15 protein-coding genes, 1 tRNA gene and 4 pseudogenes are annotated in these 14,619 nt (G+C 55.7%); 10 read left to right on the top strand and 10 right to left on the bottom strand.

The annotated features are described in order from the left end of the window. Window positions 1–453: 453 nt before the first annotated feature. Window positions 454–552, top strand: a pseudogene (locus MUK72_RS20425) (hypothetical protein); the annotation flags it as partial. Between the two features lie 98 nt (window positions 553–650). On the opposite strand, the gene MUK72_RS14310 reads toward MUK72_RS20425, so the two are convergent. Further along, window positions 651–774, bottom strand: a tRNA-Ile gene (locus MUK72_RS14310). Between the two features lie 327 nt (window positions 775–1,101). Here MUK72_RS14310 and MUK72_RS20310 point away from each other — a divergent pair. The 5 genes and pseudogenes from MUK72_RS20310 to MUK72_RS14330 all read left to right on the top strand — a co-directional run bounded on the left by MUK72_RS20310 (window position 1,102) and on the right by MUK72_RS14330 (window position 4,415). Further along, entirely contained in the window at window positions 1,102–1,194 is a 93-nt protein-coding gene (locus MUK72_RS20310; protein ID WP_342346242.1) for a hypothetical protein, read from the top strand. 29 nt (window positions 1,195–1,223) lie between these two features. Next, window positions 1,224–2,438, top strand: a pseudogene (locus tag MUK72_RS14315) (IS701 family transposase). A 122-nt stretch (window positions 2,439–2,560) separates the two neighbouring features. Next, on the top strand, window positions 2,561–2,854 hold the full coding sequence (locus MUK72_RS14320) for a DUF8137 family protein (protein ID WP_244705716.1): 294 nt from the start codon (window positions 2,561–2,563) through the stop codon (window positions 2,852–2,854). Window positions 2,855–3,051: 197 nt separating this feature from the next. Then, window positions 3,052–3,723, top strand: coding sequence for an RNA polymerase subunit sigma-70 (locus tag MUK72_RS14325; protein WP_244705718.1), 672 nt, complete (start codon window positions 3,052–3,054; stop codon window positions 3,721–3,723). After that, window positions 3,720–4,415: a nucleotidyltransferase domain-containing protein gene (locus MUK72_RS14330; protein ID WP_244705720.1), complete on the top strand. Its 696-nt coding sequence runs from the start codon at window positions 3,720–3,722 to the stop codon at window positions 4,413–4,415. Before MUK72_RS14325 ends, MUK72_RS14330 begins: the two co-directional genes overlap by 4 nt. 162 nt (window positions 4,416–4,577) lie before the next feature. Here the strand turns inward: MUK72_RS14330 and MUK72_RS14335 are convergent. After that, a pseudogene (locus MUK72_RS14335) lies at window positions 4,578–4,837 on the bottom strand (DUF790 family protein); the annotation flags it as partial. 41 nt (window positions 4,838–4,878) lie between these two features. Further along, on the bottom strand, window positions 4,879–5,973 hold the full coding sequence (locus MUK72_RS14340; RefSeq protein ID WP_244706025.1) for an MFS transporter: 1,095 nt from the start codon (window positions 5,971–5,973) through the stop codon (window positions 4,879–4,881). A 679-nt stretch (window positions 5,974–6,652) separates the two neighbouring features. Between MUK72_RS14340 and MUK72_RS14345 the strand changes: the two genes are divergently transcribed. After that, window positions 6,653–7,894 carry an MFS transporter gene (locus tag MUK72_RS14345; protein ID WP_425311090.1) on the top strand — a complete coding sequence of 414 codons (1,242 nt, stop codon included), beginning with the start codon at window positions 6,653–6,655 and terminating at the stop codon, window positions 7,892–7,894. A gap of 135 nt (window positions 7,895–8,029) precedes the next feature. On the opposite strand, the gene MUK72_RS14350 is transcribed toward MUK72_RS14345, so the two are convergent. Further along, entirely contained in the window at window positions 8,030–8,206 is a 177-nt protein-coding gene (locus MUK72_RS14350) for a hypothetical protein (RefSeq protein ID WP_244705723.1), read from the bottom strand. A gap of 274 nt (window positions 8,207–8,480) precedes the next feature. Here MUK72_RS14350 and MUK72_RS14355 point away from each other — a divergent pair, with 274 nt between their 5' ends. Further along, on the top strand, window positions 8,481–9,260 hold the full coding sequence (locus MUK72_RS14355; RefSeq protein WP_244705725.1) for a ParA family protein: 780 nt from the start codon (window positions 8,481–8,483) through the stop codon (window positions 9,258–9,260). Window positions 9,261–9,304: 44 nt separating this feature from the next. Next, complete coding sequence (locus MUK72_RS14360; RefSeq protein ID WP_244705727.1) at window positions 9,305–9,664, top strand: DUF8160 family protein; 360 nt, start codon at window positions 9,305–9,307, stop codon at window positions 9,662–9,664. Window positions 9,665–9,865: 201 nt separating this feature from the next. Here MUK72_RS14360 and MUK72_RS14365 read toward each other — a convergent pair whose 3' ends face one another. Together MUK72_RS14365 and MUK72_RS14370 are read right to left on the bottom strand one after the other, a co-directional pair. Beyond that, window positions 9,866–11,494 (bottom strand): transposase, encoded by a 1,629-nt coding sequence (locus tag MUK72_RS14365; protein WP_244705729.1) that lies wholly within the window; start codon window positions 11,492–11,494, stop codon window positions 9,866–9,868. Between the two features lie 126 nt (window positions 11,495–11,620). Beyond that, window positions 11,621–12,810: pseudogene (locus tag MUK72_RS14370) on the bottom strand (RNA-guided endonuclease InsQ/TnpB family protein). Here MUK72_RS14370 and MUK72_RS14375 point away from each other — a divergent pair. Next, window positions 12,745–12,924: a hypothetical protein gene (locus tag MUK72_RS14375; protein WP_244706055.1), complete on the top strand. Its 180-nt coding sequence runs from the start codon at window positions 12,745–12,747 to the stop codon at window positions 12,922–12,924. The pseudogene MUK72_RS14370 and the gene MUK72_RS14375 overlap by 66 nt on opposite strands. A 186-nt stretch (window positions 12,925–13,110) precedes the next feature. Here the strand turns inward: MUK72_RS14375 and MUK72_RS14380 are convergent, their stop codons facing one another. The 4 genes from MUK72_RS14380 to MUK72_RS14395 all read right to left on the bottom strand — a co-directional run bounded on the left by MUK72_RS14380 (window position 13,111) and on the right by MUK72_RS14395 (window position 14,608). After that, entirely contained in the window at window positions 13,111–13,266 is a 156-nt protein-coding gene (locus tag MUK72_RS14380; protein ID WP_244705731.1) for a DUF7563 family protein, read from the bottom strand. A 69-nt stretch (window positions 13,267–13,335) separates the two neighbouring features. After that, window positions 13,336–13,509, bottom strand: a complete 174-nt coding sequence (locus MUK72_RS14385) for a hypothetical protein (protein ID WP_244705733.1) — start codon at window positions 13,507–13,509, stop codon at window positions 13,336–13,338. A gap of 314 nt (window positions 13,510–13,823) precedes the next feature. Next, window positions 13,824–14,003, bottom strand: coding sequence for a hypothetical protein (locus MUK72_RS14390; RefSeq protein ID WP_152420341.1), 180 nt, complete (start codon window positions 14,001–14,003; stop codon window positions 13,824–13,826). 374 nt (window positions 14,004–14,377) lie between these two features. Further along, window positions 14,378–14,608 carry a hypothetical protein gene (locus MUK72_RS14395; RefSeq protein WP_244705735.1) on the bottom strand — a complete coding sequence of 77 codons (231 nt, stop codon included), beginning with the start codon at window positions 14,606–14,608 and terminating at the stop codon, window positions 14,378–14,380. Window positions 14,609–14,619 lie beyond the last annotated feature (11 nt).

Raw genomic sequence — 14,619 nt, forward strand, 5'->3', positions numbered from 1 at the left:
CTCCCCGGACGAATCCATGCAGGTGGTAGTACCGGGGGTTTGTGTAAGACAGAGGAAGATCAAATAACTTCTGGCTGGTTGGTACTCATCCGATTTATGTCGCCTCGAAAACGTAGGGTAGAGGCGGTATCATGTCACCTCCCTACGTTTTCCCCCAATGGCAGTAGTACGGGGATTAGCACAAAGGAGCCAGAGCATGAAAAGCTTGTGGACAATAATTATACTTTGGGTTGATAGAATTTTCCGACACTATATCCCCCAGCGAAACTGTGACTGAACATGAGCAGCAATTGCCTTATCGGACGATCGGTACACGATATTGCAGCTGCAATCCGTGATGGCGATCAATACCACAGGAACTCGTCGAGAGAACACTGGACCGTATCGCAGCCTCCGGCGAACTGAACGCCTTCATCACAGTCACCGATCAATCGGCGCGTGAACGCACACAAGATGGATGCAGCAGCCGCACGCGGTACAGATCTCGGCCGACTTCACGGAGTTCCCATCGTCATCAAAGACCTCCGCAATCGGAAAGTTGGGATTAGACATACGATGGGTCTCGCTCCTCTTGCCGAAAACATCGCCCAAACCGATTCGATGTCGATCAACCCGTTGGGAGGCGTCACGTGTGTTGTGAGGTGGCGCGATGGGCCCTGTCGGATTCGAACCAACGACCACTCGGTATCTCCCGGCAGCGGCATCCATGTGATAGCACAGTGGACCCAGAGTGCCATTATGAGCCGAGCGCTCGTACCACTGAGCTAAGGGCCCGCGACTGTGTCGCTACGAGAACATTCTACGACAGCCCCATAGTGGTTCCGGGTTCTGGCGATGAATACTGCGGTGGGACCCCCATTTGCGGATATAAATGTACGAATAAAAATGCTAATTCAAAAGATGGGTATTATGTGAAAATATATATCCTCTGCTGGGATTTTGCCCGAATGCAATTCGACTTCCGAGAAGATTTTTCAATCAAATTTTACAAATGAGGGCGGTGAGATGCTCATTGTCGGGACAACTTGACACCTATGCGGCCGAGAGCTACCAAGTCAGTGTTGAAGCTGATGGGAAACGCTGTCTGAAGTCTCGACACTGATCGATAACGGAGCCGTCGTTCCATCAATTGCAAAAGTCTACCCGCTCGCAGATGCAACCGATGCGCACAACTCAGCTTTGCACGTTAAGTAGCGCCGCGTTGTAGGCGAGGGTAGCGGACGATGCTGCCAATCACAGATCTTCTGTCGTGTACGGAGCCAATCGACGAGTTCGAGTCACTGTCGCCCGAGCAACAGCATCACGCGAAAACCTACACCACAGGTCTTGTTGCCGCCAGCAACAAGACCGTGGCTGGGATCGCACGCGAGGTCATTCCCGCACAGGGCAAACGAGCAGTCAACAAGTTCCTCACCGAGTACGATTGGGACGAGGATCAGGTAAACCACGAACGCCTCGAAGAGTTGCAGAAACACGGTGAAACGCGCTGGTCACAGGATGGCTACATCATCCTCGATGACTCGGTGAACCACAAAACCGGGAAGGAACTTCCCGGTGTCGGCAGATTCTACGATCACGCCGAAGGCGAGACTGTTTGGGGACAGAATCTCGTCTACGCCTTCTACGCTGACGACAAAACCGCCTATCCGCTCGCCTTCCGGCTCTACGATGACGACGACCGCACGAAGTACGATCTTGCCAGAGAGATCATCACGGAACTCGAAGACGAGGTAGGTGTCCCGGCGGACACCTACCTCATGGATTCGTGATTCACTCACGATTCGAATCTCATCGACCACATCGAATCATACGACAAGGACTGGATCGGCCCGCTTCGCAGCAATCGGCAAGTGACCTACGGTGGCGAGGAGATCCGCGTCGATGCGCTGGCAGAGCGCATCGACACGGTTGAGCGAGAGATCGACGATGAAACCTACAAAATCTGGACTCAGAAGCGGTCTGTCTCGGAATTGGGCGAGGTACGACTCCTCATCGCGGAGAAAGTCACAGAGGAGGACGACGAGAATCCGGTAAGGTATTTCGCCTCGAACAAGATCGGCGCACCGTCTGAGCATTTGATCCGGTCGTACTCATTCAGATGGCCGGTAGAGGTGTTCTTCGAGGATTCGAAGCAGGATCTGGGCTTTGGAGACTGCGAGGTACGGGATGAGGGAGGTGCCAGTCGGCACTGGCACCTCCAGATGCTGGCCTACAGTCTGCTCCGGCTTGGTCCTGAATCGAGCGCCTCGGGAACGCAGTGCTCGAAAGCGTCGTCGATCCAAGTCCAGCTGGAATACGCTCTGAAGGAAGTCGTGTACAACCTGTTTTCGTGGGTGCGAGACCATCCAAAACAGGCTCTTGACGAACTGATGGAAGAGATCGAGCATCTCTTCCTTCACTCGGACGGCTCAGACGGTTCAAAAGGGTGGTATCTCTGAACGTGCAAAGCTGAGCGCACAAGTAATTCAAAAATGGCCACGCTCGTGGAAAGCTCGTCTTCGAACCCGACAACGATGCCGACAATTAGACCAATGCCCGGGGTAATATCGACGACCAGTACATGGACGTCGACCTTCTCGAACGGATGATCCATGACGATGCAGTTCAACACGAGATCACATACCGGCTGAATGAAACGATTACTGGGGCACGCTGGCTCTTGGATGCACCTGCTGGAGCCGCCAGTGATCAGTTCTGGCCCACGAGTCCACGGTACTGGGACTGGCACGACAACATCGGATTTGACTTCCAACTGGAGGACGACGTAGAACACCGCATCCGGAGCCTTGTCAGAGATGAGGGACTGGAAGATGATCTTTCACAGGATTGGGGAATTACTGACCTCACGCTCTGAGAAGGATTACGACTGCGACCATCTGTCTTAGAGTCCGCTTTTAGGGGAGATTGGCGTCCCTTCGAGCAACTTACGTCTCAGATGACCTCCAGATGGTACTCGGCAGGTTTCGAGCCTCCTACTGCAGACAGTCGTACTCCAAGCCAATCTTCTAACGACAAGTATTTTACTGTTGCACACAGTTGTGTAACTATACGATGTTCGAACAGTGTGGTAAAGCAGAGCTCAAGACACTCCTCGCCATCAAGCCGGGCGACTCCATCTCGGGTGTGGCTCGCAAGATCGATGAGAACCGCGAGACGATTCGTCGTACCGTGAACCGCCTCGAAGACGCAGGTTACGTCCGATACGATGGTGGGTTGTCTGTCGTTGACGACGCCGTCCGAGAGGCAGCTCTCGCCTTCCTCGCGGCCGCGGCGTCTGTCTCTTCGCCCACCATTTCGGAGGCGTACGTCCTCCCCCAGTTCGCCGACATGGAGTTTGCCTACACCGCTATCGACGCCGTTTACGTCTGGACTCGGGGCGGCTACCAGGTCGCACGTGATGAGACGGATTATCCGCTATTCATTGCCATTCGTGAGACTGATCTCGCCGACTGGGAGTGCTTCTTCGAACGATTCGAGATTCCAACTGCTCAACAGCGTCAGCCAGTCGGCGAGATTCCTGGGCCGCTGCAGGTCGTTCTCGAACCGCGTGCGCGGGTTGATGCGGAAGCTGTTGACGGGCGACCGGTTATCTCACAGTCTGAGACCGTGGCGTTCGCGCGAGAGCACTATGCGACCTTCGAGTCGGCACTGAACATCCTCGATCGTATGTACGACGACATCGAAACCGAAGCTGACTCCCACACGACGCCAGCCTTGCCATGAGCCAAGAAGAACGGAGCGAAGCCCTCATCGACGTGCTTGCGGACTTAGAGCGCTCTACTATCGACTTTGTCCTCGTCGGGGGTTACGCCGTCTCGCAGTTTGAGACGCGCTTTTCGACCGATCTGGATCTCGTCATCGCGCCCGAAGACACCGATGCCGTGGTGACGTTCTTAGAAGACCACGGCTTCGAACGAAAGAACGAACTCGAAGTACCGCCGGAAGAAACCACGTACGACCGCGAAATTGAACTCTTCGAGCGGACAGAAGGGCTTCCTTACCCAATCGGCGTTGATTTGTTGGTGAACGGTCTGGGGTGCCGCCAGACTGAGGCCGAGTGGTCATTCAACCACCTTCGCGATCACAGCTCCGAGACGACCATTTCCGGAGGAACACGGTCAACCACCGCTTCCGTCGCCGACGGCGAGGTCCTGGTGGCTGCCAAACTTCACAGCGCCCGCAAAACAGATCTGGCTGATATCCTCGCTGCCGTCCCCTACGTCGACTTTCCGACCGTGACATCGCATCTTCATCGAGGAGACGAAAACGCACTCCAAGCTCAGCTCAACGACGCTCAGGAGTTCATCGAAGGCGGTGGGCTAGACCACCGATTCAAAAGCATGTTCGGTCGATCATCGGCCTCGCCAGAGGACATCGACGCTTTGCTCAAATTCCTCCGGCAGCAACAGTACTGACCGATTTGGCGTTAGATTGTAGACCGCACTTGCCAACCACCATTCCCGAACGAATCGAATGGACTGTCCCTACTCAAGGATCAGCAGAGAGGGCCTGAAATTGCATACTTCTCTGCGAGGTCGACCACATCGTGACATGGATACCAGTTTTGAACCAGAGCACTCGCGCGGCTCGGCTGCCGCCACCGTCTCGAAGTCATACTTGTCACGCAGCAATTTCGCCAGCCCCTGGATGGTCTTGTAGTCGGTATCTGCCACCATCAGCAGGTCGATTGCCGTATCGAGATCCGCCTTTGGCTCACCCACGTGCGTCTCGAACAGTTCGTTCGCCGTTTCCCGATATCGTGCATCATCGGGATTGATGAACAGCGGCGTCACCTCGCGTCAGATATCCGCGAGCGCACGAGATTGGCCGTCAGCATGGCTCCAGTCCCACTCTACCGGTCATGGTCACGCTCTCGCTCTACTCTGTTTCACTGGGGAGTCGGAGAGTGAGCAGCGTGACAAGCGCCATGAGTAGTGCCAACGAGAGATAGCCCTCATCGAAGAAACCACGTTCGGCGATCGCGCCGAAGAGCACCGGTCCCAGAGAGGCCAACAGAGAAGCACTTGACCGGACGGCTCCCAGTCCAGTACCCTCAATCTCCGGTGGAATCGTCTCCGAAAGGTACGACTGAGTGATTGCACCCGAGCCGAGCATCGAACTGATCAGAACCGTATCCCCTGCGAGCAACCAGAATCCGTTGAGAAACGGCAGCAGGGCAAATCCAATGATGGCTCCACCGAGTACGAGTGGCAGCGAACGCCGAATACCGATCACGTCGTATGCAACACCAGCAAGCGGCTTGGCAGCGATGCCGAACGCGAAAAACAGACTGAACAATGCGCTTGCTGCCGTTGAGGAAAATCCCTTGTCGTGGATCAGATACGTGGGATAAAACGCCGAGAACGTCTGTAGGACGCCGATATACAGAAACAGAATAATCGCCATGACTACCAACGTTGGATGGTAAAGTTCCCGGAAAACAGTCCTTGCCCGCTGGAGAGACAGCTCCGTGCGTGCTGTGTCCGACGAGACGGTTGGTGGAAGAACTCGCCAGACAGCGATCGCAACAACCACGAGGAGTGGCACGACAAAGACGAGACCCACCTGCCACGTGAGACCGATGAGGACGCCAGCAATCAACGGCAGGACTGTCTGACCAGTGTCACCCGCTGCCATCGTTATTCCCAGCACACGACCGATGCGATCGGGGTAGAGGTCCGAAAGAGCAGTGATCCGTGCGACCGGGTACAAAGACAGTCCGACGCCGATCAATCCGGTTGCAGCGAACAGACTCCACGTCGTCGAAGTAAGAACCACCAACGACACGGCAACAGTGACGATCACCAATCCCGTTGTCAATATCGTCCGCTCACCGTACCGGTCAGCGAGAACACCGCTTGGTACCTGACCGATGGCGTAGGTGACCCAGATGAGCGTTACTAACAGCCCAGCAGTAGTGAGCGTGAGGTCGAAGCTCTCGCTCAACGATGGTAACAACACCGGATAGATCATCCGAGTTCCGTTTAGAAGGCCCCATCCGAGGGCAATCGCGATCAGCTTCTTTCCTTTTCCATCGGCCCATAGTGCGCCTATTTCCTGTTGTAGAGAAGGCAGTGTATCCATCAATTCCAGTTGTTCGCTTGTAGCCAACCTGGTTGCAAAACGCTTGCAGTGCCAGCACAAAAATCCGGTTGTCATATCGCCCTGGTCAGTATGGTCAGTAGTGAGACGAGAAAGATATCGGGAGTTTTGTGTAATCAGGTGAAACAGTCGTCCACGAATCAAGGGAAAGGGAGGGGACTGAGCACTATCTCGTCGGAAGACACTCCTAGCGAGAGTGGCTCTTGGCGGCGACGAGTAACTCGGTGAAAACACCTGGCGCAATCTCAGAAACGTAGGAATGAGGACCGACCATGATGCCCTTCCCACGCTCTCCCGGTATGATAGCGAGGTGGCTGTACCGGGATTTGCTCAACGACGGCAAAGTATCAAAAAGTTCCGGCCGACGAATCCGCTACTATGTTCTGGGCCTCGTCTTCTCAGAAGCATGAGGTTAGGGAACATATGACAACCAACGCTTCCCTATGTCTCCCGAATTAGCGAAGACCTTACAGAGTCACCAAGAAAAGTTGATTTCTCAGAACATCATACTGCAATCATCGGCTTCATGGTTCATAGTTCCCAACGATTAATGGACAGTATGGACCACAACGACCGGGCGATCACCAGTCTCGTGGTGCTTTCGCACTCGTTGGTGCACACCTACGAGTTCGCCATCCCGATTTTCATTCCGGTCTGGCTTGCACAGTTCGACGCGACGGCGGCGTTCGTAGGTGGCACTGTCACCGTCGGTCTCGCGCTGTATGGCATTGGCTCGCTTCCCTCGGGAATCCTCGCTGACCGCGTTGGCTCACAGCCGCTGTTGGTCGGCTGTCTTGTCGGTATGGGAATCGCTTTCGTCGGGGTTAGTGCTGCGCCGAATCTACCCGTGCTGGCAGTCGTGCTCGCTATCTGGGGAGCCGCGGCAAGCGTCCACCATCCAGCAGGATTGACGCTCATCACGAAAGGGGCGAACACCCGCGGCGACGTGTTTGCCTATCACGGAATGTCAGGGAACATCGGCACCGCCGTCGGTCCGCTGCTGGCAACGCTCCTCCTGGTTGTATTCCGTGACGAGTGGCGGCTTGTGGCGCTCGTACTGGCACTGCCAGCGCTCGCGGGAGCCATACTCGCCGCACGTATCGATATCGATGAGACTGCAGCCGTCGGTGCGGTGACCGATGGCGGGCAGGCTCACACGGGCGTGGAATCGATGGGTGAGTTCATTGAAACATCGAAGCTTCTGTTTGCGAGCGCGTTCGTCATCGTGTTTGGAATGGTAATGAGCTACGGACTCTACTATCGTGGCTCGCTCACATTCCTCCCGGAGCTATTCGCTGGGTTCAGTGCAATTCAGCCGATTCAGGCCTTCGGAGCGACGTTCGAACCGGGAAATTACGTCTTCGCTGGCCTGCTCGCCATGGGAATACTCGGCCAGTACATCGGCGGGAAACTCACTGATCGAGTTCCTGTTGAGGTCGGTCTCATCACCGGCTTTATCGCGCTGGCGTTGCTCGCTATTGGCTATCTCCCCGCGGCGAACGCCGGCCTCGGGCCGTTGCTCGTGCTTTCTGCCGTATTCGGGTTCGTTCTTTTCTATATCCAGCCGTTTTATCAGGCGTCCGTCGCCGAATACACCCCGCCAGCGGCCCGTGGTCTCTCGTATGGATTCACCTATCTTGGCGACTTCGGCATCGGGGCACTCGCCGCCTCGCTCGCCGGAGCGGTTCTCACCTACTTCTCACCGTTGGTTCTATTTGCGTTGCTGGCCGTCTTCGCCGTGTTTGGCGGGGGATTCAGTGCGTATCTGTTCATGCGGGCCAGCCCTGAGTGACCGACAGTCTGCGATCATGCTTCAATGTCGAATGGACACTCCAAACGGCTGCTTTTGGAACATCTCCTGGTCGCATTCACTGGAGACGAGTGCACTCGAAAGCGGTTTGTGCCGCAAAATCTCGTCAGTACAGAGCTACGCGCTTTCGCCATAGAACTCCTCAGCAGGCATTAATCCGCCGTCGCTGTCAGGCATCAGATATTCCTCAATGGCGGCATTGAGTTCTTCGACGCACATATCGAAGTCATCAGCGCGGTGCTGTTTGAATCGTTGTTCGACCTTCTCAGCATCGCCCTGAACGACGGTGGTCACACCATCCTCGTGAATGACGAGACGGGCCTCGTCTTCGGGGAGGTCGTTGCGATCAAACGAGATGTCGAGATCGCGGTCGTCGATTACCGATCCGTTTCGTGAAACGGATTCCTGCTTCTACTCTCTCCGTATTCCCACTCAAAGCCCGCGGTCAATCATCAGTCTACTGGTGAGGCCGCACACTTCAAAATGTACTGCATTATATAATTCAGAAATTTATGAAATGCTCTCCACCACAAGAATTATTGCATCTTCTAATGAATGACGTTTTACAATGCAGCGAATCGCGATCACCAATCAGAAAGGCGGGGTCGGGAAAACGACGATTGCCGCACACCTCGCTGCTGGTCTCGTTCAACATGGGAACGATGTCCTCGCTATCGACCTTGATCCACAGGGGTACCTCATGGCTCATTATGGGCTGCGAGAGGACCTCTACCGAGCGGAAGCTGACAACTTGGCGCTGCATCTTGTCAATGAAAGCGAGAACCCATTCGAGGATCTTGTCGTCACAACTGACGAGGGCGTTGACCTCATCCCGAGCAATTACGACATGCGCGGCGTCACTGACGCATTGCACAACGCTCGCAATCGAGAGCGGCGGCTTGAGACACTACTTTCGGACCTCCCGGAAGATGCGTACGATTTCGTCGTCATTGACAGCCCACCGAACCTCGGCGTACTCACAGATAATGCAATCCTCGCTGCGCAACGAGTTCTTGTCCCAATTCAAGCTGAAGATTCCTCGCTCGATGCGCTCGATATGGCACTTGATGAGTTCGAAGAAATCGAATCAGCGTTCGGTATCGACGTCGAGATTCTTGGCATCGTTCCGAACTTAGTGCCTCGTGACGGGATTGCCGACTCAACACTCGAAACGCTTCGGGCAACGGATGGACTCCAGGATCTCGTCTTCCCGTACGAAGTTCGTAAACGGGCCGACATCAAATACGCTATGCGCCACGGGCAAACGCTCTATACCTACAACGATGGGTCAGATATGGTTCCCGTCTTCGACCAGCTCACAAGCGATGTAGAGGAAGCAGTACATTAAATAATGCAGTGCCTCATATAGTGCAATAGATCAAGAGATCCACAATGCCAAACGATAACAACACAAGCGACCTCGAACGATCCAGTGACCGCCTCGGCCAGCGCTTCTCGAACGCATCCGAATCAGACGCCAGCGAAGACACGGGAAACGGACCAGCGGAGAGCACCCAATCAACGAACGCCGATTCATCCTCCACTGAGGAAGCAGAGGTGACTGAGTGGAAGCCAACCACAGTCTATCTGCCGGAGGATACCCGCCGCGAATTCAGGCGATTTCTGAAACGGCTCACGCTCGACCATCCGGAGATCGAAGATGCCGAAAAACGTCAGCTCCACACAGCCCTCATCCGTGCCGGCATGGAGCATCCAGATGAAGTCGCAGAGCTTGCAAAAGAAGAACTATAGTCAGTCAGGTGTTCGGAATGTGCATCGATAGCTGATGAGCGTCGGTTAACTACACCGCCAGAGAATGAGGAAATTTGTCGAGGCTGATCTCATGCGTCAATCCAAGGCATCGATTACTCATTCCAACGCTATTTCTACCGAAAACAGAACAACTGGGTTTAGATATCTCTCACAAGGCGGCGTTCCGCCGCCGCGGAACGCCTACGTCACCGGGATGTCCTTGCGGACGATGTTCAGAAACGTCCGCGCAGGCACGCGTGGTTTGAGTCGCTGTTCGATATCGAGGTTGACCTGTATCAGCAGGTCAACCAGCAGCCACATATCGTATAGAATCACGGCAAAGCCGAAGTAGAACACACGAACAGCAGTATTCTGTGATGTCGTCCACGTGAGGAAATCCTTGATCGACTTGTAGCTGTTTTCGATTCCCCACCTATGGGCGTACCGCCGCATCACGCGGCGGGTACGCCCTCGCGCTTCCTTCGTCTCATCACTCACTGACAGATTCGTCACGAACGTCACCGTCGCGTCCTCCTTGCGGTCCGAGGGAACCCCGACCAACGTCGGGGTGACCGCCACCTTCTCTCCTCGGATGGTTTTCTCCATCTCGTGGGTTTGTTTCGCGGCGACGTCGTGGTCCATGTCATCCACGAATCGGTCGACCCGGTCGTCCGAGGATTTCCGGATGAGATAGGAAAATCCGGCTTCTTCGACCACATGCATCACGCCGATGCTGTCGAAGCCAGCATCGGCATACACCGTCCCGATCGAGACATGCTCACTCGCTATGTCGAGAAGTTGCTCCATGAGAACCCTTCGAGGCATGGAGGGAAAGCGGCGGCACAGCGGCCGCATCGCCAGCGTGAACTTCACCTCATCGCCCACGATCGAGATGGTCGCCATTTCGTAGCACCACGAGTAGGATTTGTTCGATGGTGCGCCTGTCGACATCTGAAACTCGTCGCGATCACCGTAGTACGCGATGTACGTGATATCGATCGCCACGTCGACGTGGCGATCTATCGAGTAGTACTTCTTGGCCACGTCCAGCATCTCCGCAATCGCTCCGTTGACCATCGACGCGATTTCCATCGCGTCGAGTTGTTTGATGTAATGGAGGTGGGTATCGCTATCTGGCCCACCGCTCTCGCGGGTGGTTTCCTCGTTGAAGAGTCGGCTTCCCTGGTTGGCGGCTGTATCCGTCAATCCAAGATAGCTCTGGAGCTCGAGGAACGCGGTATCGTCATATCGCGTTCCGTCGTCCGGCCGGTCGAGGTCCATCGCCGGAAAGACGTACTCACACAGCGCTTGCGTCACCTTCTTCGCCTTGCTATCGATGTAGCGCTGTTCGGACCGACTGGAGAGATCGCTCTTGTCTTCGGATTCGAGAGCGCGCATCCCGAGTGGGTTGCCCACTTCGTGGGCAACGCCGAGGATACGCTCAGCAGACGCCTGGATGAAGGTCTTGAGCCGCTCGGGAAAGCGCTCGCGCCACGCACGCCCGAACGTGGTCCGGCCCGGCGCAGTCTTGTTCGGGGCGAACTGATCGGGGTCGAAGCCGAGCGTGCGGGCACGCTCGGCGTCGGTGAGGTACTCGTGAAGCTCCTCGGTCGTGAACCCAGCGAGTTCCTTGCAGTAGAACGCCCGAACCATCGGTTTGTAACCGTAGCGAGCGTTCCACTCGATTTCGCTGACTTCGTAGACCTCAGCCTCGCTGAGGTCAAACCCACGAACTACCGTGAGAAGATCCGTGTCTTCGTGAATCGATTCCGCGGCTTGGCGTTCGAGCCGCCTGATGGCCGGCTCGAACTCGGATGTCTTCTGTGACATCCACTCGTGGTTAGAGATCTGTCGCGGTTAGCCGCCCGTCTCATGCACACAAACTGTCGTTCCGAACTCCTGTCAGTAGTACAAGCGGTTTGGTTCGATTAGCACCTTCGGTGACTTCCTCCCCACCTACCGCTCGCCCACGCACCGCGGCGAGCGCTTGAGGGTGGGGCTTCCCTGTTCGATGACGCGGTTTGCAGACACCTGCTGAAAGGAGGTGTCCGTAGGGACCGCAGTCTCCGAGGGCGTTGATTCGGCACTGCCCGTGCCTATATCTAGTTTCTCAAATCCACGCTGAAGCACGTTCCACGCGGCGTTTTCGTCCCTATCCGCCTCGAATCCGCAGGCGGGACAGGAATGTTCGCGCACCCACAGCGGTTTCTCAGTCTCGACACCACACTGAGCACACTCTTTCGTGGTGCCACCGGGACGCACTTCTGCGAAGTGCGTTCCTTCACGTTTGCACTTCCACTTCAACATCTGACGGAACGTTGCCCATGCCGCACTCGCACGGTTGTGCGAGTTCGACGGCAGTTCCATCATACTCTTTGCGTCCAACTTTTCGACCGCTACGAGATCGTAGGTCTCGGCGTACCACGTCGAGAGTTTGTGAAGGAAACCGTGCCGTTTCCGTGCGATATCGGCATGGCGGCGAGCTACCTTCCGCTGCTGCTCGCGGTAGTTGTTCGACCCGTGTTCTTTGCGGGAGAGAACGCGCTGTTCGTGCTCAAGTCGTTCTTGTTCTGCCGAGAGGTCCAACGACCCGACGGCATGGCCGTCGGTGTCGTGTGTGTATTTGAGTATCCCCACGTCGATACCGACGCACCGTTCTGGATTGTCGGGTTTCTCCGGCGGCCGTTCGTCGTCGTTGACGACGACGGACGCAAACCATTCGCCGGTCGGTTCCTGCTTGACGTGAACCTCTTTGAGTGCCGCATCGTCAGGAACCTCTCGGTGATAACCAGCGGAATATCGCCGATCTTTGAGAGGTGTAACACAGTCTGACCGCTCTTCTTGTCGAGCTTGAAGCCAGATTGTGTGTACGTGAACGAGCGATATTCTCGTGGCGGTTTCCAGTTCAGTGAACCGACGCTGTACCCGTTCGCTTTGAGTTCTTTCAGACTCTCAAGGTTGTCGTACAGTCGTTCGACGACCTTCTGCAACGCACGGGAATACACATCGGAAAGGTCGTTCCACCACTTCTTGAGATCCGGCAGTTCATCACGAAGTGTCGTCATTTCCGGCACTCCGTCATGCTGGTTGAGTCGGTACAAGAAGTGGTTGTATGCCTGCCGGTAGATGTCCCGATGCTCGACCAGCGTGTCACGCTGGTCGGTGGTGGGTTGCATCCGGAACCGGAAGGTGCGGAACACGACGTATCGACTTTAGGTCTGGTGGTTAGTGATTCTTCTGATTCGGTGAAAGTCAGATGATGACGGGCGCTGTATCCCCTCCCTACTTCGCGCTCCCGTTCCGCCGTTCGGCAGAACGTCCGCGATCGTTGAGGGAGGGGGCTTAGCGCCCTTCACCGCAGCTAAAGCTGAGTCTGACTCGATCTCATTTGAGGAAGGTATAGAAAGTAGAAGCAGAAAGACGCGAGCGAAAAGAGATAACCACTGTTATTGTCGCGAGGATTTCGCCTCGCGCACGCCACCACCTTCACGTACCATATCGGGACATTGCGGGCAGACCCGTACGGTGTCCATGCCGGTCGGCGCAAACACTCGTACGTACTGCTCGCTCACGAACGCACCACAGTGTTGGCATTCAGCCATACTCGGAGAGGTGAGTGGATCGCGTAATATATTTTTCGCATACTACACACATCAAACAAGTGATGGCCGTCAATTAGATGGTGTGAGCGTGACGTGCTCGAACTCGTCGCCACCGCACTCGTGACACCGCCCACCGCTCGCCGTGCTATCCGGGACGAGGTCGCCGTCGTTGGTCGGCGATCCCACGTACAGCTCACCACACTGTACGCAGCGGAGTAGCAGCCTCTTTTCGCCCGGTGCCATATTCATATTTCCAATCTCAGCCGAACTCAACTTTCCGGTGGACTGGAGAGCAGTGTCGTCATTCAGAGAAAACCAGACCGTAGCGGGATTTCACTCAGAACACGGTATGCGGTAAGACATCGGACAGCAGGAGCCCGGGAGGGAGCCGATCCCTCCCAAGCGAGGACCAATGCCTACCACACGAGGGCGGCAAGAGTCGGTTCTCGGCCCCAACGGATACGCGCCTCGGTCCGGCGGAGCAGTGGTCGCGGCCGACCTGCCCTGCAATCGGGGCTGAAAGCGCTCTCTTAATTGCTTCTCCACCCGTCGGAACGCTATTCCGATTCGTCACGCGGGGTGATCTGATCGACCTCCTCCGAGTACACGTGGATCAGGCGGCCGCTCTCTTCGTCGAGCAGCCACCCATCCGACTGCTCTTCGAGGAGCGTCCCACGGAGCGTGTCGCCGTCGGTCAGCTGCACTCTCACCGACGCTGGAAGCTCAGGAACATCCATACCCCGCGGTCAGGCCTACCAGCAAGTAAGTCCATCACCCGGTTCAAGAACTGAAACAAGTGCTCTATTGAAAATGCGGTACGGCGGCAGGATTCACTGATTTTGAACTGAGACGTCACGCATTTGAGTCAGAAAAATCATGAATTCCCCGTCTGATTTTTGCAGCGATCGACGTGATCCATCCGATTGGGTATATTCCAGGCAACGAAGGTCCGGATTATACCAAGGAGTAATCACCTATACCACCAAATCCCTACGCCGTCGTCCATTTTCAATAGAGCAGAAACAAGGACTCTCTATCGGCGGATAGTCTCCCTCACCAGCCGAATCATGCAGCGACGGAGAATCATATCTGCTATCGTTGTATCCGCTGGTCAGTCGTCAGTTGGGGTAATGTAAACCTGCTCATCGACGTAGTAGATATAGCCCCGACTCTGCAACACGTCAAGCGCGTACTCGGCGTCGGCTTCCGCAAACCGCTCGTCAGCGACCAGCGCAGTAGCCGCCTCGTCTTTCGACAGGCTCTCATCGGCATCACTGGCCGTCTCTCGCAGCAGCTCAAGAGCGTCTTCGGCGAACGGCGGAATTCGCCGCGGCCCGTTCATACAGGACGTGT

Origin of the sequence: Halococcus dombrowskii, assembly GCF_022870485.1 — an archaeon.
Lineage (GTDB): Archaea > Halobacteriota > Halobacteria > Halobacteriales > Halococcaceae > Halococcus > Halococcus morrhuae.

What these genes read in the sequence shown, in the direction of transcription:
- MUK72_RS14320 (WP_244705716.1), top strand. Translation starts at nt 2,561, where the DNA reads ATGGACGTCGACCTTCTCGAACGGATGATCCATGACGATGCAGTTCAA.
- MUK72_RS14325 (WP_244705718.1), top strand. Translation starts at nt 3,052, where the DNA reads ATGTTCGAACAGTGTGGTAAAGCAGAGCTCAAGACACTCCTCGCCATC.
- MUK72_RS14330 (WP_244705720.1), top strand. Translation starts at nt 3,720, where the DNA reads ATGAGCCAAGAAGAACGGAGCGAAGCCCTCATCGACGTGCTTGCGGAC.
- MUK72_RS14340 (WP_244706025.1), bottom strand. Translation starts at nt 5,973, where the DNA reads ATGATCTATCCGGTGTTGTTACCATCGTTGAGCGAGAGCTTCGACCTC.
- MUK72_RS14345 (WP_425311090.1), top strand. Translation starts at nt 6,653, where the DNA reads ATGGACAGTATGGACCACAACGACCGGGCGATCACCAGTCTCGTGGTG.
- MUK72_RS14355 (WP_244705725.1), top strand. Translation starts at nt 8,481, where the DNA reads ATGCAGCGAATCGCGATCACCAATCAGAAAGGCGGGGTCGGGAAAACG.
- MUK72_RS14360 (WP_244705727.1), top strand. Translation starts at nt 9,305, where the DNA reads ATGCCAAACGATAACAACACAAGCGACCTCGAACGATCCAGTGACCGC.
- MUK72_RS14365 (WP_244705729.1), bottom strand. Translation starts at nt 11,494, where the DNA reads ATGTCACAGAAGACATCCGAGTTCGAGCCGGCCATCAGGCGGCTCGAA.
- MUK72_RS14375 (WP_244706055.1), top strand. Translation starts at nt 12,745, where the DNA reads ATGCTGGTTGAGTCGGTACAAGAAGTGGTTGTATGCCTGCCGGTAGAT.
- MUK72_RS14380 (WP_244705731.1), bottom strand. Translation starts at nt 13,266, where the DNA reads ATGGCTGAATGCCAACACTGTGGTGCGTTCGTGAGCGAGCAGTACGTA.
- MUK72_RS14385 (WP_244705733.1), bottom strand. Translation starts at nt 13,509, where the DNA reads ATGGCACCGGGCGAAAAGAGGCTGCTACTCCGCTGCGTACAGTGTGGT.
- MUK72_RS14390 (WP_152420341.1), bottom strand. Translation starts at nt 14,003, where the DNA reads ATGGATGTTCCTGAGCTTCCAGCGTCGGTGAGAGTGCAGCTGACCGAC.
- MUK72_RS14395 (WP_244705735.1), bottom strand. Translation starts at nt 14,608, where the DNA reads ATGAACGGGCCGCGGCGAATTCCGCCGTTCGCCGAAGACGCTCTTGAG.